Source organism: Rhizobium sp. 9140, from assembly GCF_900067135.1.
GTDB lineage: Bacteria > Pseudomonadota > Alphaproteobacteria > Rhizobiales > Rhizobiaceae > Ferranicluibacter.
In genome coordinates this window covers 921876-947813 of the sequence record NZ_FJUR01000002.1, presented here as the reverse complement: position 1 = coordinate 947813, position 25938 = coordinate 921876, and the positions used below count along the sequence as shown (strand labels likewise).

Annotated in this window: 28 protein-coding genes and 1 pseudogene; 16 read left to right on the top strand and 13 right to left on the bottom strand. The window is 59.2% G+C overall.

From position 1 onward, the window contains the following. Positions 1-52: 52 nt before the first annotated feature. Positions 53-379: a fluoride efflux transporter CrcB gene (gene crcB, locus GA0004734_RS21800; RefSeq protein WP_082249875.1), complete on the top strand. Its 327-nt coding sequence runs from the start codon at positions 53-55 to the stop codon at positions 377-379. Then, entirely contained in the window at positions 376-813 is a 438-nt protein-coding gene (locus tag GA0004734_RS21795) for an EamA family transporter (protein ID WP_042617853.1), read from the top strand. Before crcB ends, GA0004734_RS21795 begins: the two co-directional genes overlap by 4 nt. Positions 814-1738: 925 nt before the next feature. On the opposite strand, the gene GA0004734_RS21790 is transcribed toward GA0004734_RS21795, so the two are convergent. Together GA0004734_RS21790 and GA0004734_RS21785 are read right to left on the bottom strand one after the other, a co-directional pair. Continuing rightward, the gene (locus GA0004734_RS21790; protein WP_042617880.1) at positions 1739-2710 is read right to left on the bottom strand and encodes a malate dehydrogenase; all 972 of its coding nucleotides are present in this window, start codon (positions 2708-2710) and stop codon (positions 1739-1741) included. A gap of 5 nt (positions 2711-2715) precedes the next feature. Next, a complete protein-coding gene (locus GA0004734_RS21785; RefSeq protein ID WP_042617851.1) occupies positions 2716-3501 on the bottom strand; it encodes a substrate-binding domain-containing protein in 786 nt (261 codons plus the stop codon). Positions 3502-3627: 126 nt separating this feature from the next. Here GA0004734_RS21785 and GA0004734_RS21780 point away from each other — a divergent pair, with 126 nt between their 5' ends. The 6 genes from GA0004734_RS21780 to GA0004734_RS21755 all read left to right on the top strand — a co-directional run bounded on the left by GA0004734_RS21780 (position 3628) and on the right by GA0004734_RS21755 (position 9227). Next, on the top strand, positions 3628-4506 hold the full coding sequence (locus tag GA0004734_RS21780; protein ID WP_042617850.1) for a LysR family transcriptional regulator: 879 nt from the start codon (positions 3628-3630) through the stop codon (positions 4504-4506). A 59-nt stretch (positions 4507-4565) separates the two neighbouring features. Then, positions 4566-5138 carry a uracil-DNA glycosylase gene (locus tag GA0004734_RS21775; RefSeq protein ID WP_207903056.1) on the top strand — a complete coding sequence of 191 codons (573 nt, stop codon included), beginning with the start codon at positions 4566-4568 and terminating at the stop codon, positions 5136-5138. A 63-nt stretch (positions 5139-5201) separates the two neighbouring features. Then, positions 5202-6344, top strand: a complete 1143-nt coding sequence (locus tag GA0004734_RS21770) for a TDT family transporter (protein WP_082249874.1) — start codon at positions 5202-5204, stop codon at positions 6342-6344. Between the two features lie 65 nt (positions 6345-6409). Beyond that, complete coding sequence (locus tag GA0004734_RS21765; protein WP_052496827.1) at positions 6410-7030, top strand: DsbA family protein; 621 nt, start codon at positions 6410-6412, stop codon at positions 7028-7030. A 422-nt stretch (positions 7031-7452) separates the two neighbouring features. Next, the gene (locus tag GA0004734_RS21760; protein WP_042617848.1) at positions 7453-7854 is read left to right on the top strand and encodes a DUF305 domain-containing protein; all 402 of its coding nucleotides are present in this window, start codon (positions 7453-7455) and stop codon (positions 7852-7854) included. Then, the gene (locus GA0004734_RS21755; protein WP_092937832.1) at positions 7851-9227 is read left to right on the top strand and encodes a YncE family protein; all 1377 of its coding nucleotides are present in this window, start codon (positions 7851-7853) and stop codon (positions 9225-9227) included. The genes GA0004734_RS21760 and GA0004734_RS21755 overlap by 4 nt, the downstream gene beginning before the upstream one ends. A gap of 99 nt (positions 9228-9326) precedes the next feature. Here GA0004734_RS21755 and GA0004734_RS21750 read toward each other — a convergent pair whose 3' ends face one another. From GA0004734_RS21750 to GA0004734_RS21715, 8 genes are all read right to left on the bottom strand, one after another. Further along, positions 9327-10106, bottom strand: a complete 780-nt coding sequence (locus GA0004734_RS21750; protein ID WP_042617846.1) for an anti-sigma factor family protein — start codon at positions 10104-10106, stop codon at positions 9327-9329. Beyond that, positions 10103-10609: a sigma-70 family RNA polymerase sigma factor gene (locus GA0004734_RS21745; protein ID WP_042617877.1), complete on the bottom strand. Its 507-nt coding sequence runs from the start codon at positions 10607-10609 to the stop codon at positions 10103-10105. Before GA0004734_RS21745 ends, GA0004734_RS21750 begins: the two co-directional genes overlap by 4 nt. Before the next feature lie 57 nt (positions 10610-10666). Further along, positions 10667-11089, bottom strand: a complete 423-nt coding sequence (locus GA0004734_RS21740) for a hypothetical protein (RefSeq protein WP_042617845.1) — start codon at positions 11087-11089, stop codon at positions 10667-10669. Positions 11090-11265: 176 nt separating this feature from the next. Further along, positions 11266-12072: a universal stress protein gene (locus GA0004734_RS21735; RefSeq protein WP_042617844.1), complete on the bottom strand. Its 807-nt coding sequence runs from the start codon at positions 12070-12072 to the stop codon at positions 11266-11268. 217 nt (positions 12073-12289) lie between these two features. Then, positions 12290-12727, bottom strand: a complete 438-nt coding sequence (locus GA0004734_RS21730) for an EamA family transporter (protein WP_042617843.1) — start codon at positions 12725-12727, stop codon at positions 12290-12292. Further along, on the bottom strand, positions 12724-12978 hold the full coding sequence (locus GA0004734_RS21725) for a fluoride efflux transporter FluC (protein WP_268753664.1): 255 nt from the start codon (positions 12976-12978) through the stop codon (positions 12724-12726). The genes GA0004734_RS21730 and GA0004734_RS21725 overlap by 4 nt, the downstream gene beginning before the upstream one ends. After that, entirely contained in the window at positions 12974-13660 is a 687-nt protein-coding gene (locus tag GA0004734_RS21720; RefSeq protein ID WP_042617842.1) for an SMC-Scp complex subunit ScpB, read from the bottom strand. The genes GA0004734_RS21725 and GA0004734_RS21720 overlap by 5 nt, the downstream gene beginning before the upstream one ends. A 2-nt stretch (positions 13661-13662) precedes the next feature. Further along, positions 13663-14616: a DUF1403 family protein gene (locus GA0004734_RS21715; protein ID WP_042617875.1), complete on the bottom strand. Its 954-nt coding sequence runs from the start codon at positions 14614-14616 to the stop codon at positions 13663-13665. Positions 14617-14739: 123 nt separating this feature from the next. On the opposite strand from GA0004734_RS21715, the gene GA0004734_RS21710 reads away from it, so the two are divergent. Then, positions 14740-15873 carry a site-specific integrase gene (locus tag GA0004734_RS21710; protein WP_092937828.1) on the top strand — a complete coding sequence of 378 codons (1134 nt, stop codon included), beginning with the start codon at positions 14740-14742 and terminating at the stop codon, positions 15871-15873. A gap of 90 nt (positions 15874-15963) precedes the next feature. Here the strand turns inward: GA0004734_RS21710 and GA0004734_RS21705 are convergent, their stop codons facing one another. From GA0004734_RS21705 to GA0004734_RS21695, 3 genes are all read right to left on the bottom strand, one after another. Continuing rightward, positions 15964-16503: a hypothetical protein gene (locus tag GA0004734_RS21705; RefSeq protein WP_092937826.1), complete on the bottom strand. Its 540-nt coding sequence runs from the start codon at positions 16501-16503 to the stop codon at positions 15964-15966. A gap of 77 nt (positions 16504-16580) precedes the next feature. Continuing rightward, entirely contained in the window at positions 16581-17318 is a 738-nt protein-coding gene (locus tag GA0004734_RS21700) for a CPBP family intramembrane glutamic endopeptidase (RefSeq protein ID WP_092937824.1), read from the bottom strand. A gap of 20 nt (positions 17319-17338) precedes the next feature. Continuing rightward, positions 17339-17737, bottom strand: a complete 399-nt coding sequence (locus GA0004734_RS21695) for a DNA breaking-rejoining protein (protein WP_092937822.1) — start codon at positions 17735-17737, stop codon at positions 17339-17341. Positions 17738-18009: 272 nt separating this feature from the next. Here GA0004734_RS21695 and GA0004734_RS21690 point away from each other — a divergent pair, with 272 nt between their 5' ends. From GA0004734_RS21690 to GA0004734_RS21660, 7 genes and pseudogenes are all read left to right on the top strand, one after another. Further along, a complete protein-coding gene (locus GA0004734_RS21690; protein WP_092937820.1) occupies positions 18010-18699 on the top strand; it encodes a permease in 690 nt (229 codons plus the stop codon). A 246-nt stretch (positions 18700-18945) separates the two neighbouring features. Beyond that, entirely contained in the window at positions 18946-19239 is a 294-nt protein-coding gene (locus tag GA0004734_RS21685; protein ID WP_092937818.1) for a type II toxin-antitoxin system VapB family antitoxin, read from the top strand. Continuing rightward, complete coding sequence (locus GA0004734_RS21680; RefSeq protein ID WP_245292576.1) at positions 19236-19610, top strand: type II toxin-antitoxin system VapC family toxin; 375 nt, start codon at positions 19236-19238, stop codon at positions 19608-19610. Before GA0004734_RS21685 ends, GA0004734_RS21680 begins: the two co-directional genes overlap by 4 nt. Before the next feature lie 25 nt (positions 19611-19635). Beyond that, the gene (locus GA0004734_RS21675; RefSeq protein WP_092937816.1) at positions 19636-20778 is read left to right on the top strand and encodes a site-specific integrase; all 1143 of its coding nucleotides are present in this window, start codon (positions 19636-19638) and stop codon (positions 20776-20778) included. 130 nt (positions 20779-20908) lie between these two features. Then, positions 20909-21353 (top strand): annotated as a pseudogene (locus tag GA0004734_RS21670) (SDR family oxidoreductase); the annotation flags it as partial. A 107-nt stretch (positions 21354-21460) separates the two neighbouring features. Further along, a complete protein-coding gene (locus GA0004734_RS21665; protein WP_139056319.1) occupies positions 21461-22771 on the top strand; it encodes an efflux RND transporter periplasmic adaptor subunit in 1311 nt (436 codons plus the stop codon). A gap of 9 nt (positions 22772-22780) precedes the next feature. Next, entirely contained in the window at positions 22781-25918 is a 3138-nt protein-coding gene (locus tag GA0004734_RS21660; RefSeq protein WP_092937812.1) for an efflux RND transporter permease subunit, read from the top strand. Positions 25919-25938 lie beyond the last annotated feature (20 nt).

Sequence of the window (25938 nt, the reverse complement as noted above, 5' to 3'; positions counted from 1 at the left end):
TGATCGTTTCCTTGGCGCAGGTATCGGTGGTGTTTTCCGGCACGCCGTCAACATGGGAGCGGCGCGCCTGTTCGGCTTCGGCTTTCCCTACGGCACACTCACCGTCAATGTTGTCGGCTCCGTCGTCATGGGCCTGCTCACGGAATTTTTCGTGTTTCGCTCAGGCCTGCCACAGGAGTTGCGCCTGTTCCTGACCACCGGGTTGCTCGGCGGGTTCACCACCTTCTCGACCTTTTCGCTGGATGCCGTGACGCTGTGGGAACGCGGGCAATGGGGTGTTGCTGCCGGATATGTCGCTCTTTCGCTGGTCCTGTCGATGGCGGGACTTTTTGTCGGCCTCATGCTGATCCGGATGGCCGGACATGGACAAGCCGCATGAAAATCTTCCTTACAAGCTGGCCGTTCTGGGCCCTCCTTTCGGCCGGCTTTGCAGCCCTGACGGCGATCTTCGCCAAGATCGGCGTCGAAAACGTCAATTCCGACTTCGCCACCTTCATTCGCACCATCGTCATCCTGCTGGCCGCTGGCGCGATGGTCTATATCACCGGAAATTGGCAGGAGCCGTCGACGGTCTCGACCAGAAGCTGGCTATTTCTTGTACTTTCCGGTTTTGCCACGGGCGCATCCTGGATTTGCTACTTCCGGGCGCTGAAGCTTGGTGACGCCGCCCGCGTCGCGCCGATCGACAAGCTGTCCGTGGTGTTCGTGTCCATTTTCGCTGTGCTGCTTCTCGGTGAGCGCCTGACGCTCCCGAACTGGCTCGGTGTCGTGATGATCGCGGGAGGCGCCGTTCTCGTCGCCTACAGGGCTTAAGACCGTCAAAAAACTTCAAGGGGGAGGAATGCACGATGTTGAAGGTGTCGTTTTGCATTTAATCGTGAGATTCCAGTCCTAACAGTTTCAGTAAGATAGCCCGGCACTTAATTTGAGACTTGGCATTTAATTTGAGACTCTGGCTTCTGTTTGGCACTTAATGTGAGATTCGCCGCCAGGAAAATATGGCTGTTTACGGCCACGCCTCAATGGAATTGCGAGAGACCGATTGTCGTCAATGGCCTTGCAGCCATGTGATTACAGACACATGCCGCTACCACTGGTCATCAAAGCCCGTCGTGCTGCTTCGACGTGGCTGCAATTCTGTCCTGCGTGCCTCGGTTCTGATCAGCCCCCATATTTTTCGGAGGCGATGGCGACACTCGACTAGAATCTCCTGCTTTATCCACGGGTGCGGATTACGCGACCGTTGCCCATCGTGCCACCGCGGAATTACTGCCTTCGCTCAGCCACGGCTTGTCGGCCAGCATGTCTGCACCTCTTGCGCTTATGACCTGCGGCGGGCGTCCAAGGAGCCGGTGACAATTGAAGCGCAATACTTTGAACAGATAATCAATCGTTCTATCGGTACAGTGGCGAATATCCTTGCGACGAACAATCCGCCGAAATGGCCTTGGCGACGAGATTTGATCGCAGTTCTACCGACTCGGTTTCCAGCCGGATACGCTTGTTCGAGCGCTTCATTCCCGACGACGCCTATCTGGATGAGGGCTTCGTCCTTCCCATTCGGCGGTCAAAGCGGATTATGAAAGATAAAATCGAACCGGCCCGTCAAACTGCAGCTCGCTGATCGTCGTGGTGGCATTCGCCTCTTCTGAGGCTGGCGCCTATTCTCCAAAATTAGGCGGAGAATAGGCGTGCAATCTCCGCACATCTTTTGTGCCAGCCTCCGCATCCCGCGATATCAGGATAAAGCGTCGCGCTCGCCGACAAGCTCTTCTATCGTTTTGTCCAGCATACTTTTCTGAAACCCGTCCAGATCGAGACCTTCAACGACGCTATAGTCACCGTCCTTGCACATCACAGGTACGCCACACACAAGCCCTTCCGGTATGCCATACTGCCCCTGCGATATAACAGCCATCGATGTCCAGCGCCCATCAGTACCACGCATCCAATCACGCATCTGATCGATCGCTGCATTGGCGGCAGATGCTGCAGAGGACGCGCCGCGCGCCTCTATGATCGTAGTGCCCCGCCTTGCGACCTCAGGGATCAGCACCTCCTTGTACCAATGGTCGTCGCCGATGGTGTCCGGCAGGGGCCTGCCGGCAGCCGTTGCGTAGGTCCAGTCGGCAAACATGGTCGGCGAGTGATTGCCCCAGATCACGAGCTTATCGATGTCGCCGACGCCACAGCCGACCTTGCGCGCCAGTTGAGTCAAAGCCCTATTGTGATCAAGCCGGATCATCGAGCTGACCTGCCTTGGGTTAAAGTCCGGCGCATTGGCGATCAGGATGGAAGCGTTGGTGTTGGCCGGATTGCCAACGACCAAAATTCTAGCTTGTCGTCCGGCGACCTCGTTGATCGCCCTCCCCTGCACCTTAAAGATCTCTGCATTCGCTGCAAGCAGGTCTCGCCGTTCCATTCCCTTTGACCGCGGCCGGGACCCGACCAAAAACGCTGCGTCGACACCGTCAAACGCTTGCCGAGGATCGTCGGTCGTGACGATGCTGTGTAGCAGCGGAAAAGCGCAGTCCTCCAGTTCCATGACGACGCCGCGAACGGCGTCCTGGGCTTGAGGCAAATCGAGCAGCCGCAGTTCGATCGGCTGCGACTTGCCATAAAGGTCACCATTCGCCAATCGAAACAGCAGGGAATAGCAGATCTGGCCGGCAGCACCGGTCACGGCGATCTTTTTGGGAGTGGATTGCATTGTCATTATCTTTCCTGAGACGGGATAAGGTTATTCGAGGGCGTGGTCCAGCCGGCCTTGGCAAAGATCGCCTTGGCCTCGGTGCCCTGAAGGAATTCCGAAAACGCCTTGGCGTCGGCATTCTTGCCTCCGCGCTCGGTCAGCACGATCCCGGTGTCTCGGTAGATGCGATAGTCCGGTTCGACCTCGACGACGTCTGCGAGTTCTGGGTTGGCGACCTGCCAGATATTCCAGATGATCCAGGCATCGAAGGACTTGTCCTCGGTCCAGGCCTTCTTGGCTTCGGCACTGTTGGCGGCAAAGGTCCTGATGTTGGCGCGAAGGGCCTTCACCTTCTCGATGTCACCGGTCCGGCCGGCCATGTCTTCCCAAAGACCGTTCTGCCCGGCACCATTGACGACAAGCACTTTGTGGCCGGGCTTGAACAGATCAGCGAGGCCGGTGATCTTCTCCGGGTTCCCCGGACGCACCAGGATAGCGGAAGGACGCAAGTAGAGCGGTACGACATCGGCGTCCTTGATCTGGCCGTCCATCGCCTTCACGAAATCCGACATCATCGTCTCTGAGCCGCTGAAGATCAGGTCGGCATTGTCTTTAGCCTTGCCGATCCATTGCGGCGTTGGGCCGGCGGTAACGATCACCGTGTTGCCGGAGCTTTTCTCGAAGGCGGCTGCCGCCTCCTTCATGGCAGGGAGTGGTCCACCGGGACCATAGACGTGGATATCGGCGGCAAGCGTTGGTGCTGTCGTGGCGCCAAGCATCACCGCGCCGGTGATGATGGATTTCAGCATGGTATTTCCTCCGTGTCTGGTAGGAGAAAACTAGCGCCATTCTGCATCAGTTCCATCGCATAATTTTGCTACGAACATTCGGATAAATCGATTATAACTCGGAGCCGATTCAAGGTTGCTATCCTCATGACCCTCGACCAGTTGCGCATCTTCGCCGAAGTCGCCCGCCAACAGCACATCACCAAGGCTGCCAAAGCGATGAACATGACGCAGTCGGCCGTCAGTGCTGCGGTCATCGCGCTTGAGGAACGGCACGGCGTGGCTTTGTTCGACCGGATCGGTCGTTCTATCGTTCTCAATCAAACCGGAACGATCTTTCTCGAGCATGCACTTCAGGTCTTGGCTGAAGCGAAAGCCGCCGAGTCTGCGCTAAGCGACCTTGCCGGACTTTTGCGCGGGGAATTGTCGGTTATGGCGAGTCAGACTGTTGGCGCCTATTGGCTGCCCTCCAGGCTTGCGACGTTCCACACACGCTATCCTGGTCTCGGTCTCGACGTCGGGATCGGCAATACCGAGGCGGTAGGCGACGCGGTTGAGGCAGGGCGGGTTGAGCTCGGCGTTGTAGAGGGCGCGGTCGACAGACCGGCCTTGTCGTCGCGCATGATCGCCACGGATGAGATGATCCTCGTCGTGTCGCCAACTCATCCATGGGCCAAAGGCAAAAAGCTCGGAAAGGCCGATTTTGAAGACGCGACATGGGTTCTTCGCGAACCCGGATCGGGAACACGGCTCGCCTTCGAGACGATGATGACGAAAGAGAAATTGAAGCTGCAGGCGTTGAACGTTGCAATTGTCCTGCCCGGAAACGAGGCCGTGCTCGGCGCAGTCGAGGCCGGCATGGGGGCAACACTGACATCGCGAAGTGCTGCCCAGACCGAACTCAACAGCGGCCTGCTGGTCGAGGCCAATGCTTCTCCGCTTCCGCGCCCATTCTTCCTGCTCCGGCATAAGGAGCGGTATCGCTCCAAGGCGGCCGATGCGTTCGAAGCCCTGTTGTCGGAATAGACACGATGACCTATCGCGGACCTGATACGCTCTGGCACGAGCATCGACGCGAGGAGCGGTTGGCCGCGCTTGACAGTGCGCATATGCAGCCATTGAACGCCTTCCGGGAGCACGTTCAGCTCAACTCCGACCGGGATATGCCGAACTTCGATCCATACGATGGCGGTATCAGCGCAAGACTGCTGATCCTTTTGGAGACGCCTGGACCAAGTCCGGTTGAACGCGGCCAGCGTTTCGTTTCGATCGATAACCCGACCGGCACGGCGAAGAACCTGCGCAAGGCACTGACTGGCGCAGGGATATCGCGCCGGGACATCGTTCTGTGGAATACGGTCCCGTGGGTCCGCGCAACCCGAAGCTCGATCGTGGCCAGCGAGCGGCGCGAGGGCATCAAGGGACTTGCAGGCCTTCTGCCGCTGCTGCCGAACCTACGTGTCGCCGTCCTGGCGGGCGCGGTGGCGAGTGGTGCTGAAGATGTACTGGTGGATGCCGGCATCGAGGTGATCCTCTGCCCCCATCCGAGCCCGACGCTGATCAATACCTCGCGGACGCTGCGCGACCGCCTTCACGCGGCTTTCGAAGCTGCCGCCGCAAATCTAGATCAATCGGAAACGGCGATTGAAATATCCTGAACTATGCGTTGGAACTAATCGTTGTACCCACGTATTTTCTCCTCGACGATCAGGAGAAATTCGATGCACAAGATTGTTGCCTTCAAGGAGCCGGTAGCGCCAGCCTCGGATGTTCCTATGCAAGGCCATGTCATACGGAACTTTACGCCAAATTGGTTCGCGACCACTATGGGCACCGGCATCCTTTCGGTCGCCTTCGCACAGTTTCCTGGGCATCCGGGGCTTTTCGCGATGGGTCAGGCGCTTTGGCTCTTCAATATCCTGCTGTTTGCAACCTGCACAACGCTCTACGCGGCACGCTGGCTGCTCTATTTCCAAGAGGCAAGACGGGTCTTTTCCCATTCCGTCGTGTCGATGTTCTTCGGCTGCATTCCGATGGGATTGGCCACGATCATCAATGGCTTCCTGATCTATGGCATCCCACATATCGGCGACACGGCGGTGTCGATCGCAACGACGCTTTGGTGGTTTGACGTCGCTCTGTCGCTTTGTTGCGGCCTCGCCATCCCGTTCATGATGTTCACGCGCCAGTCGCACTCGATCGACCAGATGACCGCAGTCTGGTTGCTGCCGATCGTGGCAAGCGAAGTAGCGGCCGTCAGCGGTGGTCTGCTTCTGCCCCATATCGGCGATGCTCAGACGCAGTTGACGGTGCTGATGACGAGCCTGGTTCTCTGGGCCTGTTCGGTCCCGCTCGCCATGAGCGTTCTCGTCATCCTCTTCCTGCGCATGACGGTCCACAAGCTTCCGCATGTCAACATGGCCGCCTCGAGCTGGCTGGCTCTCGGCCCGATCGGAACCGGTGCGCTTGGTCTTCTCGTCATGAGCCAGACCGGACCCGCCGTGTTGTCGGCGAATGGATTGGCGAGCGTTGCTCCGGCCTTCGGTGGCGCCAGCTTCCTCGGCGCGATCCTCCTGTGGGGCTACGGCATCTGGTGGCTGGCGACTGCTGTCCTGATCACCCTGCGCTACCTTCGCGAGGGCCTTCCATTCAATATCGGCTGGTGGGGCTATACCTTCCCGCTTGGCGTGTTCGCCGTCGCCACGCTTCGTCTCTCAACGATGGTGCCGATGTCGTCTATCGCAATCTTTGGCGCGGTTCTTGTTATAGCACTTGTCTGCATGTGGCTGCTGGTCGTGGCCAAGACGATCAAGGGCACTCTTGACCGCTCGCTCTTCGTCTCGCCCTGCCTCAAGGCCGACTGATGATCGAAACACTCCGGCATTGCTCATGCCGGAGTGTTTTTTCTCGTAACCGAACAGGAGAAGACATGACGTTTCGTATGATGGCCGTGATCGTCGGCATTGCCTTAGGATGCGTGACATCGGCCGAGGCCGAACCCGTGCAGGATTTGATGACCCCGGCCGTATTCCAAGACAGCTTCGTTGGGCAGAAGACCGCTCCAGTCACGCTGGTCGTCTATTCCTCCCCAACCTGCAGCCACTGCGTCGACTTCCATGAACGAGACCTGCCGAAACTGCAGGATACATATGTCGCATCGGGTAAGTTGAAGATCGCGTACCGGCCCTTCGTGCGAAACTCGGTGGATGCCGTTATCTTCATGCTGGCGAATGCGCGGGGCCGAGACAAATTCGACGAGACGGTATCGTCCTTCATGACGAAATTCGATGAGATTGCCGGCGCCGCCAACGCCGAGGATGCATTGCGCGAGATCGCCGCTAGCATGGGCATCGACCGCGCAGGTTTCGATCGCGCTGTCGCCGATCAGGCCTATCTCGACAAGCTCAATGCTGCGACAACCGAAGCGAACAAAAAATTCGGAGTCGCCGGCACGCCATCGTTTTTCGTCAACGGCCAACAGGTTCGGATTAAAATGAGTTTCAACGAGGTCGCCAAAGCAGTCATGAAAGCCACCGCCAGCCTGGAGTGAAACCAAAATCTGAGAGTGGCGGAATTCCCTGTAGGAAGTTTTCCTACGATCGACCAGGCTGGTTTTCCTCTGAAAAGACGGACGACTGGGCGCCGTCGTCGAACGGCTTAGAATGTCTGCTTTTTCGCCCTGTTCCAACCGGCCGTTCATTCTCCATACCGCAATCCGCTGCGAGTATCGTCCTTCAGACATCGTTCACAGGCCGATTGGATCCAACACGCGTGATCCTCTTGGCGGCATATGAACAAGCCGTATTTCGGCACGCCTCGAGTCACCATCCGCGTTCCGTCGTTCTTCGCGCAGACCGGTATAGCACCGCGCGTGCCAACCGCTCACGCCGACGTGAGAACAAATACGGATGAGCAGTGGAATAAACGGCGACCCACAGCGTTCTTATCCACTAAAGCCAAAAGGATTCCGCCATGCGCGTTTACAGTTTCATACTTGTTGCCAGTTTTGCCATTGTGGGAAGTGCAACTGCTGAGCAGTTCCACGACCACCAACCGGCGATGAGCATGGAGGATAGCGGCCCTTCAACTGCGTTCTCGAAAAGCATGAAGGTGGCCATGGACAAAATGCATACCGGCATGATGGCGGTACCCGAAACAGGCAATCCAGACCACGATTTTCTGGCGCAAATGATCCCGCATCACCAGGGCGCCATCGACATGGCCAAGGCCGTGTTGCTCACCACCCAAGATCCGCAAATCCGAAACCTCGCCCAGTCGATCATCACAGAGCAGGCTTACGAAATTCAGTTGATGAATTCGATGCTCACACAACAGCGCGGCTCCGTCGCCGCCAACCCGGAGACTTCGAAATGAAACGTTCCGCAGCCCTGCTGATCGCCTTGATGGCGAGCACGCCAGCCTTTGCCCTGCCCGAATCCAAGGACCGGGTCTATGCTGCTGACCAGAACAGCAACACCGTATCTGTCATCGACCCATCGACCAACACGCTTCTCGGCCTGATCAAGCTCGGCGACCCACGCCCGAATGTCTTGAGCCCGCTTTACAAGGGTGAGGTCAACGTCCACGGCCTTGGCTTCTCGCCGGATCACCGTACCATCGTCGCCGTCTCGACGGTGACCAATTCCGTGACCTTCATCGATACCGCGACAAACAAGATCAAAGGTGTCGCCTATATCGGCCGCAACCCGCACGAGGCCTTCTTCACGCCGGATGGCAAACACGTCTGGGCAACCGTGCGTGGCGAGGATTACCTTTCGGTCATTGATGCGAAGACATTCAAGGAGACCGATCGCATCAAGACCGAGAGCGGTCCCGGCATGACCATCTTTACGCCAGACGGCAAGCGCGCCTTTGTGGCCAACAGCTTCAATCCGGTCGTTCAGGTGTTCGATGTCGCGTCGAAAAAGCTGCTTGCATCCATTCCGGTGGTCTCGCCATTCTCGCCGTTCATTCAGGTGACGCCAGATGGAAAGGAAGCCTGGCTAACCCACAAGGATGTCGGCAAGGTGACGCGAATTGATACCAAGACATTGAAAGTCAAGGGCGTGATCGATAGCGGTCCGATCACCAACCATCTGGCGTTCGCCGACACATCCGCCGGAACTCTGGCTTATGTGACCATCGGCGGCGAGAACGTCGTGAAAGTCTACACGCTGGACGACGAGGCCAAGCTGATAGCCACCATTCCCGTCGGCGCCTTGCCGCACGGTGTCTGGGGTTCGGGCGACGGCAGCCGCGTCTTTGTTGGCCTCGAAAACGGCGACGCGGTGGACGTGATCGACACTCAGAAGAATGAGAAGATCGCCCATATCCCCTCAGGCCAGGCCCCACAAGCGCTGATCTACGTTCCGGATGCGGTCCCGACAGGCGATGGCCGCCAAAACCTTGAACCACGCAAGGACATGCCGGAGAACATCACACTTATGCTGAAGCCTGCCGCAGATGCGCAAGGCGGCGGAATGGTCGTCTCGCGCAATCTTGGCCTGATCGATATCGTAGATCTCAGCGTTTCGAAATTGAAGCCGGACACGGCTTATGCGCTGTTGTTCGAAGGTCAGCCGGAACCGATCGTGGCGTTCAAGACGGATGCCAAAGGTGCCGCGATGGCATCTGCCACCAGTCCGACCCGCTCCATCGTCAAACCGGGCGAAGCCTCCAAGACACCTAAGGTTATCCTCGTTGAGGGAACAGAACCGTCAGCAAATGCGGTCTTGCAGAGCAACTAACAGTTTGGCTACCTGTTATGGGCAACCCCAAAACAAGTTGACTGCGGCGTTCTTACAATGCCGCAGTCATTTTTGATACCGCACTGAGATTGACCGGATTCAAATCATTCCTTGATAGATCGCAGTTGCGATCGGAAGGAGCTTTGCCCGATCGACCGAGGCGGATACCGCGAAATCGAACCCCTGATCCACCCAGACAAAGCTGGACACGCCGTTTTTCTCTTCAAACGTGAACGCTGTCTGCGCTGATTGGCCGGCGCGTAGATAAACGGCCAGCCTCTCGCCTTTGTCATCCTCGTACATGAGTTGTGCAGCCGCAGCGCCACCGCCCGGAAGGACGCGTCCGCCGAGCAGCTTATACCCGAATGCCGAAAGGTTCGGTGGCGTCAGTGCCCGGCCGGATCGCTTCGACAGCCATGTGACCAGATGTGCCTCGTCATCCGCTCCAACTTCGACCGGATGGGCTACTTCGACCACGAAGGTCCGATAGGCGTCAGATGCGTTCGCGGCGAAACCCGCCTCGGACAATCGCGCTGCGTTGATTTGCACGCCTTCAGGCTTTAGCCACCAGCCACCGGCCAGGCCCATTCCCAAGAAGATGCAAGCTGCCATGGCGGAGCGATACCAACCTTGTCTTCGCAAAGCTGCATTGGACTGAAGGTTGGCGATGCGCAGCCGCGCTGGAATGGGCTCCGAGAATTTCTCAGACAGCCGCACACGCAAAGCTTCCCGATCCGCAAGCTGTTGCGTGACCCTTGCGCTCGCTTCAGGATGACCAGCAAGATAGGCGTCGACAAGCGCCTGCCGGTCAGGCGTCAGCTTTCCGTCGATGTAAGCCTGAAGATCATCTTCGCCAATCGGCGAACCGGTGTTCATCATTTTACCCTTCGCAAGGTCACGGGCGTCTTGTTGTCGAGAATGGATCGGAATTTCTGCCTGGCGCGCGACAGCCGCGACATCACGGTTCCTACCGGAACACCAATGACGGCGGCAGCCTGCTCATAGGACAGATCCTCGACGCCAACCAGAAGCAGAAGCGATTTTTGATCGTCGGAAAGCCTATCGAGCGCTTCGAGTATATCGCGTACGGCGATGCCATGATCCTGATCGGCGGGCGATCCGGGGAGCGTGACGGTATCGAGCTCGTGGTGTGGCCCCCGTCGCTGGGATTGGCGTCCAGCCGAAATGTGCAGGTTTCGCATGATGGTAAACAGCCATGCCCGCAGGTCACCATCGGTCCGACGCAGATACCAGCGTGATATCGCACGCTCGAGGCAATCCTGCACGAGATCGTCGGCGCGGTTGTGATCGCGCAGAAGCGCGAAGGCATAGCGTCGCAGTGCCGGTATTTCCGCCTCCAGTCGCATCGCCATTGTCGACATCATCAGCCCTTCGGATCGGTGGCCATACCGGGGATGCTGGCATGGCCACCATTCGGCTTACTTTGCAGGCGGGTTAACCTGCCAGATTTCGTCGACAAGTTTTCCGTCACGATAGGTCATGATATAGAGAACGGGAACCTTGTTCTTGCCGGCAAAGACAACATTTGCTGCAACGGTCGCGCCCTTCGGATTGGCTGCCTCCCAGACTTCGCCGACTGTGGCGGTCTGTTCGCCCTGTGCCGTCGAGAATTTGGTCCAGACTTCAGCTATCGCCTTTTCCGACGCATAGGTGCCGTCGAGCGGACCACCAATCCAGGCAAGGGAAGGATCCTTACCGTAGTCCTTGGTGATTGTCGCGACATCGCCCTTGGCGATCGCTTCGATACGGGTTTTGGCCATGTCCATGGCAGGGCCAGCAAGGGCTGCACCGGTGCACATGAGAAAAGCGAGCGGCAGAGCCATCAGAACTGTTTTGCGCATAGTATAATCTCCTTGTTGAAATGACAGGAGAGAGACGCTGGCAATCACGCGTTATTCCACCCGGCAGCAAAATAATTTTCTCCTCGCTCACCGCGCTCAAGGATATTGAACTCCCTTTGGCTGGTAGAACGGATTCCAAGGGCGAAGTTCTACAGGAGGATGTGTCGTACGTAGGCCTAATGGCTGAGAAACACGGGCAAACTTGTGTGATCCATCACTGTCTTCGTGGCCCCGCCAAAGACGGTCTCGAGGAATAGGCCATGACGGTAGGCGCCCATCAAAAGCGTATCCGCGCCGCCCCTATTGGCCTTCTCCAGAAAATCGTCGGCGTTTTTCGCCACGGAGGTCTGCAGCCGCCCTGTCCCGCTGACATGCAATGTCTGAAAGAACGCAACCGCCTCTGAGATGTCGTTCTCGTGTGCTGCGAGAATTATCAACGTATCAGCAGCGCGGAGCCAAGCTCTGGCCTTTTGAAGGCAAGAACGTATTCCGTCATCGTCCCTCCAGAAAATGGCGATTGAGCGGCCGAAAGAAACCGGAGTGCCGTTAGTATCCGGCGTAAAAACCACCAGCCTATGGTGATCGAAGAGCGCCGCATGCAGGGCATCGCCGCCGTCCATCGATTGCGGGTGGGCGATGGTCACAAGATCGGCTGATCCAAGATGTTTGCGGACACCGTCTTCTTCTCCACCATCAGCTTCCACCCACTCGACCTTGGCGCCAGCCGGCGACGGTTCACGCCCTGCCGACCACTCCTCGAAGATCTTTCTGACCTCGTTCCGTCGCTGAAAGGCCGTGCCCTCATCGCGGATCCGCATTTCCTGCATGTCGACTTCCTCTACACTGCCTCCGATCTTGGCGGGATCGACGCAAACATGGAGCGCCGTGATTGTTGATCCCGGTTCGACCGCTGATGCAGCGTCGGCGATGAGCAGGCTGGAAAGGGCTGTTTTAGGATGTGGGATGAGTGCAACAATGTGCATGGTTTTCCTCCTGGTTCAGGTTTCCTGCGACGCAGCTTCCGCGTCTTTTTGTTCGTGGCTCCGAACAAGCGATACCATCATCGCCGTGCCGTCGTATCCCATCGCCTCCAAACATACTCCAGTCAGAATACGCGATCATCCTCGGGCAGAACCGGGGTGCCACGCGTACCAGACCTGCCATATCGGGAGGCAAAGTGGGTTCGACATCGGATCTGCTCTAGGCTCGGTAAGCGACGAGGATAGCGCCGCAGGCAATCAGGCAGACGCCAAGCCAATTGGGAAGCGACAGACGCTCCCCTAGAAAGAGTACGGCGAAGATTGCGACGAAGACGACACTGAGCTTGTCGATCGGCGCAACGCGTGCGGCATCACCGAGTTTCAACGCCCGGAAATAGCAGATCCACGACGCGCCGGTTGCCAGGCCTGATAGAACAAGGAATACCCAGCTACGGCCGGACACCGTACCCGGCGATTGCCAATTTTCGGTGACATAGACCATCATCCCGGCGGCCGCCAGAATGACGATCGTGCGAATGAAAGTCGCGAAATCGGAATTGACGTTTTCGACCCCGACTTTTGCGAAGATAGCCGTCATTGCCGCAAAGCCAGCCGATAATAGCGCCCAGAAGGGCCAGCCGAGAAAAATACTTTTCATGCCGTTTGACCTCCAGCCATACCACGCACCAGCACCATGCCAGCGAACATTGCAATGAATGCCAGGATGACAGAAGCGCTGGCGTAGAGGATGGCGGCGCTAGCCTCTCCCCTTTCCCAAAGCCCTACAGCATCCAGCGAAAACGTCGAGAAGGTCGTAAAACCGCCAAGAATGCCGGTTGTCAAAAACAACCGCAGTTCTTGCGGCAGCCCGATGTGCGCTACCGCGGCGCCAAGCCCAAACCTGTCAATCTTCCAACATGTCGTCTCCGGCGGCCGGGTCAGTATCCACGGCGCTACCCTGTTTACTCAAGAGACCAGCGTCTTCCAGCGCCTCGATGTTTGGCAGGTCCCGCAAGGTCTCCATGCCAAAGGCCGAGAGGAAATATGGCGTCGTGACATAGGTATATGGCGCGCCCAGCGTAGGGCTCCGTGGGCCGGAGCCGATAAAACCTGCTCCACGCAAACCGCCGATCGTATCGCGGCTGACTTCCTTGCCAAATAACTTTGACAACTCACCGCGCGTGATCGGCTGGAAATATCCGACAGCTATCAGCACCATCGCCTCAAATTCAGACAACGCCGCCACACCGCCTCGCGTAGGCGCGGACGAAGCGCGGATCGTCTCGGCAAACCTTGGTCGGGTCCGGTGTTGCCACCCGCCTGCGACCGAGATCAGTTCATAAGGGCGATCTCGCAGCTCTCCGACCAAGTCGTCGATCAGCAGATCGACGCTGCAGTCTTTGCCGACCACCCGCGCCAGAGTCTCGCGGCTGACCGGCTCGGCGGACGCAAAAATGACCGCCTCGACGCGCATCATCCATTCCCGCCAGCGCATTTCCGACGGCAAGTCCAGTAGCTCGCGATCATACAGGAGCTCTTGCTTGCGTCCTCCGGCTTGACGGCGGCGTTTAGCTGCGCTCGCTCCTGCCATTGTCACAATCCAAATATTCGGAAGGAGGACCGGCCCGAGAGCTCGCGTATCGCCTCAAAGCCTTCGAGCCGCTCGAACAGCCGGTTTGCCGCCCATCGTGACAGGCTGGCCCCGGCTGCCGAAGCGGATACAGCGTCTTCGTTCAACAGCCGACGGATGACCGGTTCAGCTCCTCTGGTCCTGACTTTGGCTGCGATGGCCAACAAGCGGCTAGCGCGGCGATCGATCTCCGCAGCGGAACGCAGTGCCAGTTCGGCGCCATCGACAATCGCCATGCAGATTGCTTTCGAATAGGCTGACTCACCCGGCTTCACGCGACCCCGGCCACCGATGGTGCGGAAAGCTGGGCCAAAGCGCTCGGGTAGCAACAGGGGAACCGGTTGCGACCAGTTCAGCTTCTGAGCCAGCACCATCTCGCCAAGACCAAGTGCCAACACTTCTGCGTCCGGGCGAGCCGCAGAAATCGCCATTATAAGGTCCGCCACCGCGAAAGGTGCCGAACGTCCGGATCGGATGGCAGAATCGACAAGATCTGGGACCAAGGCAAGATCGTCGTCCCAACGGATCGATAGAAGCGTGGCCAATTCCTTAGTAAACGATGTGCCCGGCATGCCGATCCGGCGGGACAGCATTCGTGTGGCCAAAAACAGCTTCCCGGCAGGACCGGGATCACCGTCCACGGGCGTCAACAAAACGGCGTCCCGCAGCGCGGGCTCTTCCTCGTTGCGACCGAGCATCCTGGCCGCGACGGCGGCTGACTTGAGAGCAAGACGATCGCGCCAGCAGCCTATCCATGGTGTATCCGAACGGATTAAATCGTCGAGTGATTTCAGCGCGATACCTGCGGCAAAAGCAGCATCCAGCTCGTCAATGTCACGGCCACGCGCCAGCGCCCAGCTTGGGAGGTAGCCGGTCCATGTGGAGGTTGCAGAGAACGAAGATGTGATCGAATCCATACGCAGCAGCATAAATCAGATGTGCAGTTTGTGCTACTTTTTCGTTATAAACCGCACAGCCTATCGCGAAGATAAAACGTCCGATAATCTTGCATTATCGGACATTATGGTCATTATAGAGAAATGGCCCAAATCATCGAGCAGAACACCGAAATCCACGTCGAGGAAACCTCAGCGCCGTCTCTCAGCACGGCGCCTGAGCGCGATGTTTCCGCGCCGGAGGTGTCGGGCGAATGCTCCCTCCCCTCTCTCGCCGTTCAGGACCAGACGCCCGCCCATCTTGCAAGCCTTGCCGATCGCGCCCGGGGGTATGTCCAGGCGGCCAGTTCCGCCAACACGCGCAAGGCCTACGCGGCCGACTGGAAGCATTTTTCGGCGTGGTGCAGGCGCTCCAATCTGGCCCCCCTCCCCCCGCATCCGCAAACCGTCGGACTTTACATCACAGCCTGCGCTTCCGGCACGGCTGAACGGGGTGCAAAAGCGAACTCTGTCTCGACCATCGAACGCCGCCTCTCCTCACTCTCGTGGAACTATGCCCAGCGTGGCCTCTCGCTCGATCGCAAAGACCGGCATGTCGCCACCGTGATGGCCGGCATACGCAACAGCCACGCCAAGCCACCGGTCCAAAAGGAAGCGGTCATGGCTGAGGATATAATTGCCATGGTCGAAACGCTCGACCGCGGTTCTCTGCGCGGCCTGCGCGACCGCGCCATGTTGCTCATCGGCTTTGCTGGAGGTCTTCGGCGTTCCGAGATCGTCGGCCTTGATCTGAAGGCAGACCAGACCGAAGACGGGCGCGGCTGGATCGAAATCCTCGACAAGGGCATGCTCATCACCCTGCGCGGCAAAACCGGATGGCGAGAGGTTGAGGTGGGTCGCGGCTCGTCTGACGCGACCTGCCCGGTCGCCGCGATCGAGATGTGGATCAAGTTCGCCAAGCTTGCGCACGGTCCCCTCTTCCGTCGCGTGACGGGACAAGGCAAAGCAGTTGGGCCAGAACGGCTGAATGACAAGGAAGTAGCTCGGCTTGTGAAAAGGGCCGCAATGGCTGCAGGCGTTCGCGGCGAGCTCAGCGAGATCGAGCGGGCCTTCAAGTTCTCCGGGCATTCCCTTCGCGCGGGGCTCGCCTCCTCTGCCGAGGTCGACGAACGTTATGTCCAGAAACAGCTTGGCCATGCGTCCGCAGAGATGACCCGCAGATACCAACGCCGGCGCGACCGCTTCCGTGTGAATTTGACCAAGGCTTCAGGTCTATAATCTGCCCCTCCCCTCCCCCAAAGTTTTGGACGTCGATCCACGTAGGAGATTTTCGCCTTGCCCTTTGATCGAGAATGAGAGAGCAGACCCTTAATCTCGAACAACGCGCCTGAACGCCCCCGACGAGTCGAACCGGCACTCAAAGGTGGTCACCCTTGATCCCTCAGGGGGAAACTGGCCGAAAACGGTGAAGCCGCCGCCTGTGCGTTCGACAGGAAGTGTGAGTATCTCCTGAGGTTTGCGGCCGAACGTGGCGGACGCCTCACCCTGGCAGAATTTTGCCATGCTGCCGACCGAAACCCTCTGCCTCGATTTCGTTTCGACATCGCGTAGAGGTGGCGGTGAATACGTGTTGCCGCGGAACGCGAAGTCCGGCTTCTCGCCACGAGAGTTCGGGCACTCGTAGCTCATCGAGTACCAGGTTACAGGCCCGGGAATGCTGTCGCCCAGGAGCCCGCCAGCGTGGCTTTCGCTGAAGAGAACGTGGTACTCGCCACCGCAAACGCGCTGGGCTTCCTGGATGCAGGCGCCGCTGTTGCCCTTGCACTTCGTCTGATGAACGTCATTTGCGAGAACGGGTATGGCCGACAGCAGGATCATTCCCATGAGAGATGTCGCGACGAGACGCATGCCTAACTCCTTTCGTTCAAACGTTGCGGCGCAAAGGCCTTTTAGGTGAATTCCATTTCGGCGTCTGGCATCGCCAGTCATTCTACTGCGTTGATTGGCACGTGGCCGAATTCAAACATAAAGATGAACCCCGTCCAGTCATTGATGATATGAGCGCCTGCCGAGACCCAAAGGTTTCTCGTGACGATATAGGCGAGCGTCAGGATCACGCGGGCGAAGCCGATCCCGATCAATGACTGCGCCCAGTGCCAGTCATAGGTTGGCAGATGCGCCGCGCCGAAGAGCAGGCCGGAGATGACAAGCGCTACAAGGATTCCCAACCTGCGCGACAGGTTCAGATGCTGCACGCACAACCACAGGACGGCGAGGAACGGCAGTATTCCGAAAAGCTCTTCGCCGACCAACTGGATCCCGGTCACCAAAAGTGTAGCGCCCACCTGCGACGCTGACATTACGGCGATCTCATCTGCCACCGGGTTGGAGTGAAGCTCGAAAAACTGCTGCAGGACCCAGCCCATCGCCATGGATCCGACCAGCGTTGCTGCTCCGAACAGCACCATCAGCGCCGCGGATCGAAAGCCTACGGGGCGCAACAGACACTTCCAATGCCTGCCGGCCACCCTGTGAAGCGCCAGGATCGCGATCCCGACGAACAGGAGCGCCGGAATGAGATTGTATGGGAAGGCGCGGAGGGGGATAAGTGTGAGTGCCAAAAACGCCAGCGCAACAGATGCCATGAGAACGAGCCAGCCCGCTCCATCGATTTTGACGGGCTTGCCGTTGTAGAACGGGAGATCGCGATCCGATGAGGTCATCTCAGGGCCTCGGCATCTGACTATTCCACGTAAAGGGTGAGGTCGTAGCTTGCAGTCTCGTTGCGCCGGGCCGCGTTGCGCATCAGATAGACGTCAATGACGTACTTGCCGCTGGACGGGATCGTGATGCTTGTGCCGTTGCCATCGATCGAGCTGTTGTACATCGCCGCATCGGCGCCCGGCGCCGTCACGTTGAAGTAGAGGCTCGTATTGCGGGAATCGAGTTGGACATTCATCTTCTGGCCGGCTGTGACAGACAAGGCGTACTGGACGGTCTGATAGCCTTTCACGGATGCCTTGATGGTTGAACTCGACGACCCGGGGGCGAAACGGACGGTCTCCCGCCGCATGTCGTCGGCGACCGCGGGCACGGCTGCCAGCAAGGCAACGCCTAAAATCAGGCCTCTCATTATCCTCATCGATTGGCTCCTCGTGTCCGATACAGGAGCAACCGTTCTCTCAGGGCATCGCACCCTGACAGCGCTGCTCGGGTCGTGTGACTATATCTTGGACTTCCAGTCCAAGCGCCTTTACGCGCGCAACATAGCCGCCAAATCCCGTAGTGGAAAGACTAGATGGCGAAGAGTTCAATGTTTACAACTTCGGGCTTGCCATTGCCGCGGTGACGTCGGGCACTGGCGCTGCTATGAAACGGATCCATAGGTAGGGATCATACGGGAAGGACTGGCACTTGGACTTCATGAAACTGCTGAAGTCGCTCGAAGAGCTGCTCTACGAACTGGTGTCATGGCTGGTTTTCTATCCTGTCACGATGTGGCGCTCGGTCGTCACGCCGCTCAGCATGATGCGCTACGCTGACATCGAACTCGCCGATAAGCCGGAAGACCAATATCAGGATACCCTCAGCCCGCCGCTGTTCCTGCTGATCACTCTGCTTCTTTCGCAGGGACTGTCCAATTCGCTGCCCTCGGTTTACGATCCGACTGAAGCCGCCCGTGAACTTGGGTCCGGATCGAACCTTCTGATCGCACGTGGGGTAATCTTCGGGATTTATCCCCTGTGCATGGCCGTGACGCTTCTGCGTTCGAAGACGGCCAGTATCACGCGCAATTCACTCCGCCCGCCCTTCTTCAGCCAATGCTACGTCGCGGCACCCTTTGCCTTCGTACTCGTGCTGGGATTTGATTTCTTCAGCATGCCTCAGGATCAGGGTACTCTTGAAGGTGTCGTCGCATTGGCGGTCGCCGCAATCTGGTACGCGCAGGCGCAAGTGCGTTGGTTCATGCGTGATCTGGGCATCGGCGCGGCAAGAGCACTTGCCATCTTCGTCGGAGCATTTGTGCTTGCCACCGTCGCAGCATTCCTTGTCGCGCTATTGATTACTCTCGATGTCAAAAGCATCGCACCCGCAACGGGCTGACTACCCAAGGGGGTAGCGCAAATAACGTCGCCGACACGAAAGCTTGAGGTAAATCTGGCCAAGGCTTCAGCGGGTTAACTGCCCTTCCCCTACTCTGGAATGAAATCGCAAGCGGAGAATTTGACGTCGAGTTTTTTGCTTAGCACTTCAATTGAAATTGGGGGCTAAAATCCACAAACCCTCGATAAATATCTCTTATCGATGGTTAGCCATCCGTCGTTGTTTTGTTGCCATCTCAGACAGAAAATGCTACGGTACGGCCTCAGTTCGACGAAGAATATCACGTCCGAGCCACAGCTTTCCATCCGTAGCACCAAGGCGAGAGATCTGGCGCATGCGCTTTCACGGCGCACCGGGCAGCCGATCAGCCGGCTTGTCGAACTGGCGCTTGAACGCTACGACGTCGAATTGAGACAGCAGGATAAAAAGCATCCGCTGTATGCCGTCTGGGAACTTGCCACGGAAGGCCGTCGCAATGTTCCGGCTGGCACCACCTCTGCGCATGATGATCTTTATGACGAAAATGGCTTACCGATATGATTGCTATCGATACCTCGGTGATTGTTGCAATCATCCTTGGGGAGCCAGAAGCCGAAGCCTTCAAATCAGTCCTACGGCAAGAAGAGATTGTTATCGGCTGGCCAACTCTGTTTGAAACAAGAACGGTTCTGACAGCCAAAGGTTTTTCCAATCCCGCCGACATCGTCTCGAGATTCATTGACGCACCGAATATCATGCCTGTCGCCTTCAACGAGAAGCACTATCGTGAAGCTGAAGCCGCGTTAGACCGATTTGGCAGAGGACGCCACCCGGCCAGCCTGAACATGAGTGATTGTTTCTCCTATTCTGTCGCTGCTGTTGCCAAGGCGCCCCTGCTCTTCAAGGGGCGAGATTTCGGCCAGACGGATTAAAACTCCATCCAGCGTCGTCAATGGAATGACAGTTATTGGCCGTAACCCTGTCACGCGTCGGGCCGAGGAGCTTGATACGATTGCGGCCGTCCTTCCGCTTGATCGGCGAGACGAACTCGCCGATCTGCTGACTGACCAGGATGTCGAGACTCTCCGCCACCTGATCAACGAGGGCATGGGTGAAAACACGCTGCGCGCGCTCACGTCCGACCTTGCCTATCTGCAGGCCTGGTCCCTCGCCGCTACCGGCGCTTCCCTCCCATGGCCAGCGCCGGAGGCCATGCTACTAAAATTCGTTGCCCACCATCTGTGGCAGCCTGACCAGCGCGATATCGATCCTTGTCACGGCATGCCGGCCGATGTCGAGCAGAGGCTGCGAGAACAACGTTTCCTTCGATCCTCCGGGCCGCATGCGCCCGACACGGTGCGCCGGCGGCTTGCCAGTTGGTCAACGCTGACGAAATGGCGGGGCCTGACAGGCGTCTTCTCGTCACCCGCGCTAAAATCGGCGATCCGGCTTGCGGTGCGCGCCACTCCCCGACCGCAGAAACGCAAGAGCGCCAAGGCTATCACTGGAGATGTGCTTGCCAAAATGCTGGCGACCTGCAGCATGGGCAGTCTTCGTGATGTCCGTGACCAGGCTATCCTGATGATAGCCTTTGCATCGGGCGGCGGCCGACGTAGCGAGATCGCCAGTCTCCGCACCGAACAGCTTACAATCGAGCCGCCCATTGCTGTCGAAGGCGGCCCTCCCCTCCCCTCTCTCGCCATCCATCTCGGCCGCACCAAGACATCAGGTGCAGAACATGAAGACGTCGTCTACCTCACGGGTCGTCCGGTGGACGCACTTAATGCTTGGCTTGCGGCGGCCAGAATCGAGAGCGGGAGTATTTTTCGGAAGGTTGATCGTTGGGGCAACGTATCGAAGCGGGCAATGGAGCCGGGTGCGGTCAATCAGATCGTCAAGCAGCGGGCGGACATGGCCGGGCTGGAACCTGGGGAGTTTTCCGCCCATGGGCTGCGCTCTGGCTATCTCACGGAGGCTGCCAATCGTGGTATTCCCCTGCCAGAAGCGATGGAGCAATCCCGACACAGATCGGCGCAGCAGGCGTCCAGCTACTACAACAACGCGACACGGAGAAGCGGGCGAGCAGCTCGCATGCTGTAGTCGCAAGAGGGGTAACCGGCTCTGCCACTCATGACGATGATTTGAACCCAGCCATCACAGGGTTGGTTTCGACTGAGGGTGGTGGGGTCCTTGAGCTGGAAGATTTCGCCGCAAGCTGCTTGTGAGCCCATCCGAGCGAGGGCCGATCGCCATTCTCGTCAACAATGCCGGCATGCAGCATCGGGCGCCGCTCGATGACTTTCCGCCGGAGGCCTTCGAGCGATTGCTGCAGACGAATATCGCCAGCATGCAGAGCGCACTCGCACGTCCCTGGATCGCGCCCCACACGGCGACGAAAGGTGCTGTGGCGAACCTCACCAAGGGCATGGCGACGGACTGGGCGCCCTACGGGCTCCAGTGCAATGCGATCGCGCCCGGCTATTTCGAGACGCCGCTGAACGCAGCTTTGGTCGCGGACCCGGACGTCTCGGCCTGGCTCGGAAAGCGCACGCCGGCCGGGCGATGGGGGCAGGTAGACGAACTGGTCGGCGCCTGCGTGTTCCTGTCATCCCGCATCCTCTTTCGTCAACAGCCATATCCTCTATGTCAATGGCGGCATTACCGCCTCGCTCTGAAACTTCAGGCAGCGGGTTGGACGCGCCGAAACGCCCGGACAGAAAAAATATCAGGATCTGCTGAAGATTGCCGCAATCATGGGGATGTCTGGCGTGGGGTTCGGCCTATGTCCGTTCCGTCGCCTCCGGAGATTTCCCCCGTGTCCCATATCCGCCATGTCCTGCCCGCAGTCCTGTTCGGTGCGCTCTTCGCCCTTGCCGGATGCAACGAGAAGACCGAGCAGAAGCCTGCGAACGCGCCGGCGGTAAAGCCCGAGGTCAGCGTGATGACGCTGCACCCGACCTCCGTCGCCATCACGGCGCTTCTGCCGGGACGCACGGCCGCATCGCTGATCGCCGAAGTCCGGCCGCAGGTCGGCGGGATCGTGCGCAAGCGCAATTTCCAGGAGGGCGGATCGGTCAAGGAAGGCGATGTGCTCTACGAGATCGACCCCGCGACCTATCAGGCGGCCTATGACAGCGCGGTCGCTGCCGTCGCCAAGGCGAACGGTGCGGTGCCGAGCGCGCAGGCGAAGGTCGATCGCTACAAGGGCCTCAGCCGCAGCGACGCGGTGAGCCAGCAGGATCTCGACGAGGCACAGGGCGCCCTGGCGCAGGCCAATGCCGATGTCGCCTCGGCGAAGGCGGCGCTCGAGACGGCCCGCATCAACCTCGACTATACCAAGATCCGTGCGCCGATCAGCGGTCGCGTCGGGGCGTCCACCGTCACGGTCGGGGCGCTGGTCACCGCCGACCAGACGACGTCGCTGACCACGATCCGCCAGATCGACCCGATCAATGTCGATGTGACCCAATCGAGCGCCAACCTCCTGAAGTTGCGGCGCGCCATCGAGGACGGGCGCCTGAAGACGACGGGCGCCAATGTCAGCGTCAAGCTGAAGCTGGAGGACGGCTCCGATTATGACCAGACCGGCCGGATCGAGTTTCTCGATGCCGCCGTCGAGGAGACCACAGGCTCGGTCACCGTCAGGGCGGAGTTTCCCAATCCCCAGCAACTGCTCCTGCCTGGCGTCTATGTGCGCGCCATGATTCAGGAAGGCATCCGTCAGAACAGCTATCTGGTGCCGCAGCGCGCCGTGTCTCGCAACACCAAAGGCGAGGCAATGGCCTTGTTCGTCTCCCCGGAGGGAAAGGTGGAGCAGCGCGTGCTGACGGTCGATCGCAGCATCGGCAACAGCTGGCTGGTCGCCGAGGGCATCAAGGACGGCGAGAACGTGGTGGTCGAGGGAGGTCAGCGCGTGCGTGCCGGCCAGGACGTGACGACATCAAACGTCATCGTCAACGACGCTACCGGCGAACTCGAACAGGCCCAGCAGACCGGAGGGCCGGCACCCGTCAAGGCCGAGGCCGGTTCGACGGCCGCCGCGCCGGCGAAAGAGGCCTCTGCTGCTCCCGTCCTGCCTGCTGCAAAGAATTGAGGTCGGCCCATGTCCCGTTTCTTCATCGACAGGCCGATCTTCGCCTGGGTCATTTCCATCTGCATCATGCTGGCGGGCGTCCTCGCCATCACCACGCTGTCGATCTCGCAATATCCGCAGATCGCCCCAACATCGGTGCGCATCAGCGCCAACTATGCCGGGGCAGACGCGCAGACGGTCGAGAACTCGGTGACCAAGGTCATCGAGCAGGGCATGACCGGGATCGACAATCTCGATTATATGACCTCGACCTCGCAATCGACGGGCTCGGCGACGATCTCGCTCACCTTCACCAATGCCGCCGACCCGGATGTCGCGCAGATGCAGGTGCAGAACAAGCTCCAGCTCGTGGAATCGCAGCTGCCGCAAAGCGTGCAGTCGAGCGGTATCACGGTCGCCAAGGCTTCCACCGGCTTCCTGATGGTCGTCGCCCTGGTCTCCACCGATAACAGCCTCTCCTCGCTCGACCTGTCCGATTACATCGACAGCACGCTGAACGACACGATCAAGCGCGTGCCCGGGGTCGGCGACACGCGTATCTTCGGTTCCGGCTATGCGATGCGCATCTGGCTCGATCCCGCCAAGCTGGTGAAGTACAGCCTGATGGCGAGCGACGTTTCGAGCGCCATCGAGGCGCAAAACACGCAGGTTTCGGCCGGGCAGCTCGGCGGCCTGCCGCAGCGCCAGGGCCAGCAACTGAATGCGACCGTAACCGCCAAGAGCCGGCTGCAGACGCCCGAGCAGTTCGAGAACATCATCATCAAGAGCCTCCCCGACGGTTCATTGGTCCGTCTGAACGACGTCGCCCGCGTCGAGCTCGGCGCCGAGAGCTACGACACGTCCGGCATGTACAATGGCAAGAACGCCTCCGGCCTCGGCGTCTATCTCGCCGCCAACGCCAATGCGCTGGACACCGCAGAGGCTGTGACGACCGCCATCGACAATCTGCGCGAAACCCTGCCGCAGAATGTCGAGGTCGCCTATGCCAACGACACCACGCCCTTCGTCCGGCTGTCGATCAAGGATGTGATCAAGACGCTGATCGAGGCAATCGTGCTGGTCTTCGTGGTCATGCTGGTGTTTCTCCAGAGTTTTCGCGCCACGCTCATCCCGACGCTCGCGGTGCCGGTCGTTCTGCTCGGCACGTTCGGGGTGCTCTCCGCCTTCGGCTACTCGATCAATACGCTCACCATGTTCGCCATGGTGCTGGCCATCGGGCTTCTGGTCGACGATGCCATCGTCGTCGTCGAAAATGTCGAGCGCATCATGGAGGAGGAGGGGCTGGAGCCGCGCGAGGCGACCATCAAGTCCATGAACGAGATCACCGGCGCGCTGGTCGGCATCGCCACGGTGCTGTCGGCCGTCTTCATTCCGATGGCGTTCTTTTCCGGCTCGGTCGGCATCATCTATCGGCAGTTCTCGGTGACGATCGTCTCGGCCATGGTCCTGTCCGTCGTCGTGGCGCTGACGCTGACGCCGGCGCTGTGCGCGACCCTTTTGAAGAAGCCGAAGGAGGGGGCGAAGAAAAAGGGGCTTTCCGGGGTCTTCAACCGGGGTTTCGACCGCACGACCAATGGCTATCAGCGCAGCATTTCCGGCATGATCCGCCGACCGTTCGCCTTCCTCCTCGTGTTCTTCCTCATTATCGGCGCCGTCGTCTATCTCTTCAACCGGCTGCCGAGCTCGTTTCTGCCCGAAGAAGACCAGGGCATCCTCATCACCAGCGTCCAGCTGCCGCCGGGCGCCACGCAGGACCGGACCATCAAGGTCATGCGGCAGGTGACGGATTACTACCTCAATCAGGAGAAGGCCTATGTCGACGGCGTGTTCGGTGCTGCGGGCTTCGGCTTCGGCGGACAGGGACAGAATGTCGGCCTCACCTTCGTGCGGCTGAAGGGTTTCGATCAGCGGAGCGATCCCAGTGGCAGCGCGTCCGCCATCGTCGCCCGGGCACGGAAAGCCTTCTCGAAAATCCAGGACGGTTCCGTTACCGCGCTTGCGCCCCCCGCCATTCCGGGCTTCGGCAACTCCGGCGGCTTCGACGTCTATCTCCAGGACATCAACGGCGAAGGGCATGAGGCGCTGATCGCGATGCGCAACAAGCTGCTGGCCGCCGCCAGGCAGAGCCCGCTGCTACAGGGAACCCGGCCGAACGGGCAGGAGGACCAGACGCAGTATCAGGTGAACATCGACCAGGAAAAGGCAAGCGCCCTCAATCTCGGCCTGTCCGATATCGATACGACCATGTCCACGGCCTGGGGCGGGAAATATATCAACGATTTCATCGATCGCGGACGGGTGAAGCCGGTCTATCTGCAAGGTGACCGGAATTTCCGCATGCAGCCGGAAGACTTCGATACCTGGTATGTCCGCAACTCCGACAATGCCATGGTGCCGTTCTCCGCCTTTTCGAGCGGCAGCTGGTCGTTCGGCTCACCGCGTCTCGAGCGCTATAACGGCTCGTCCGCAGTCGAGATCCAGGGCTCGGCCGCACCCGGCGTCAGTTCCGGCGACGCTATGAACGTCATCGATACGATCATGGCGGAGCAGGGTGCGGGATTTGCCCATGAATGGACGGGGCTCTCGGCGCAGGAGCGGCTGTCGGGCAGCCAGGCAACGCAATTGTACCTGATCTCCGGCCTCGTCGTGTTCCTCGCGCTCGCCGCGCTCTACGAGAGCTGGTCTATCCCCTTCGCCGTCATGCTCGCCGTGCCGATCGGCATTTTCGGCGCGCTGTTTGCCGCTACCATCATGGGGGAATCCAACGACGTCTATTTCAAGGTTGGACTTCTCACGACCATCGGGCTCGCGGCGAAGAATGCGATCCTGATCGTCGAATTCGCCATGGAGCAGCAGGCCCATGGGAAGGATCTCGTCTCGGCGACGATGGAAGCGTCCCGCCAGCGCCTTCGCCCGATCCTGATGACCTCGCTCGCCTTCATCCTCGGCGTCACGCCGCTGGCGATCGCGAGCGGCGCCGGTTCGGGCGCGCAGAACTCGATCGGTATCGGCGTCATGGGCGGCATGATTGCGGCGACCTTTATCGGGATCTTCTTCATTCCGCTGCTGTTCGTCACCGTGCGCCGCATCTTTAAGGGGCGCCAAACGAAGCCCGGCGAGGGAGCGCCGGTCCCGGCCGCGACTTAGGCCGGATTGACATTCAACGA

Coding starts and splice junctions, on each gene's coding strand:
- GA0004734_RS21680 (WP_245292576.1), top strand. CDS start 19,236: ATGATTGCTATCGATACCTCGGTGATTGTTGCAATCATCCTTGGGGAG.
- GA0004734_RS21710 (WP_092937828.1), top strand. CDS start 14,740: ATGGCCCAAATCATCGAGCAGAACACCGAAATCCACGTCGAGGAAACC.
- GA0004734_RS21720 (WP_042617842.1), bottom strand. CDS start 13,660: ATGGCAGGAGCGAGCGCAGCTAAACGCCGCCGTCAAGCCGGAGGACGC.
- GA0004734_RS21760 (WP_042617848.1), top strand. CDS start 7,453: ATGCGCGTTTACAGTTTCATACTTGTTGCCAGTTTTGCCATTGTGGGA.
- GA0004734_RS21660 (WP_092937812.1), top strand. CDS start 22,781: ATGTCCCGTTTCTTCATCGACAGGCCGATCTTCGCCTGGGTCATTTCC.
- GA0004734_RS21755 (WP_092937832.1), top strand. CDS start 7,851: ATGAAACGTTCCGCAGCCCTGCTGATCGCCTTGATGGCGAGCACGCCA.
- GA0004734_RS21675 (WP_092937816.1), top strand. CDS start 19,636: ATGACAGTTATTGGCCGTAACCCTGTCACGCGTCGGGCCGAGGAGCTT.
- GA0004734_RS21790 (WP_042617880.1), bottom strand. CDS start 2,710: ATGCAATCCACTCCCAAAAAGATCGCCGTGACCGGTGCTGCCGGCCAG.
- GA0004734_RS21730 (WP_042617843.1), bottom strand. CDS start 12,727: ATGAAAAGTATTTTTCTCGGCTGGCCCTTCTGGGCGCTATTATCGGCT.
- GA0004734_RS21715 (WP_042617875.1), bottom strand. CDS start 14,616: ATGGATTCGATCACATCTTCGTTCTCTGCAACCTCCACATGGACCGGC.
- GA0004734_RS21785 (WP_042617851.1), bottom strand. CDS start 3,501: ATGCTGAAATCCATCATCACCGGCGCGGTGATGCTTGGCGCCACGACA.
- GA0004734_RS21745 (WP_042617877.1), bottom strand. CDS start 10,609: ATGTCGACAATGGCGATGCGACTGGAGGCGGAAATACCGGCACTGCGA.
- GA0004734_RS21740 (WP_042617845.1), bottom strand. CDS start 11,089: ATGCGCAAAACAGTTCTGATGGCTCTGCCGCTCGCTTTTCTCATGTGC.
- GA0004734_RS21770 (WP_082249874.1), top strand. CDS start 5,202: ATGCACAAGATTGTTGCCTTCAAGGAGCCGGTAGCGCCAGCCTCGGAT.
- GA0004734_RS21765 (WP_052496827.1), top strand. CDS start 6,410: ATGACGTTTCGTATGATGGCCGTGATCGTCGGCATTGCCTTAGGATGC.
- GA0004734_RS21705 (WP_092937826.1), bottom strand. CDS start 16,503: ATGCGTCTCGTCGCGACATCTCTCATGGGAATGATCCTGCTGTCGGCC.
- GA0004734_RS21735 (WP_042617844.1), bottom strand. CDS start 12,072: ATGCACATTGTTGCACTCATCCCACATCCTAAAACAGCCCTTTCCAGC.
- GA0004734_RS21795 (WP_042617853.1), top strand. CDS start 376: ATGAAAATCTTCCTTACAAGCTGGCCGTTCTGGGCCCTCCTTTCGGCC.
- crcB (WP_082249875.1), top strand. CDS start 53: ATGGGAGCGGCGCGCCTGTTCGGCTTCGGCTTTCCCTACGGCACACTC.
- GA0004734_RS21750 (WP_042617846.1), bottom strand. CDS start 10,106: ATGATGAACACCGGTTCGCCGATTGGCGAAGATGATCTTCAGGCTTAC.
- GA0004734_RS21665 (WP_139056319.1), top strand. CDS start 21,461: ATGTCCGTTCCGTCGCCTCCGGAGATTTCCCCCGTGTCCCATATCCGC.
- GA0004734_RS21695 (WP_092937822.1), bottom strand. CDS start 17,737: ATGAGGATAATGAGAGGCCTGATTTTAGGCGTTGCCTTGCTGGCAGCC.
- GA0004734_RS21700 (WP_092937824.1), bottom strand. CDS start 17,318: ATGACCTCATCGGATCGCGATCTCCCGTTCTACAACGGCAAGCCCGTC.
- GA0004734_RS21780 (WP_042617850.1), top strand. CDS start 3,628: ATGACCCTCGACCAGTTGCGCATCTTCGCCGAAGTCGCCCGCCAACAG.
- GA0004734_RS21685 (WP_092937818.1), top strand. CDS start 18,946: ATGCTACGGTACGGCCTCAGTTCGACGAAGAATATCACGTCCGAGCCA.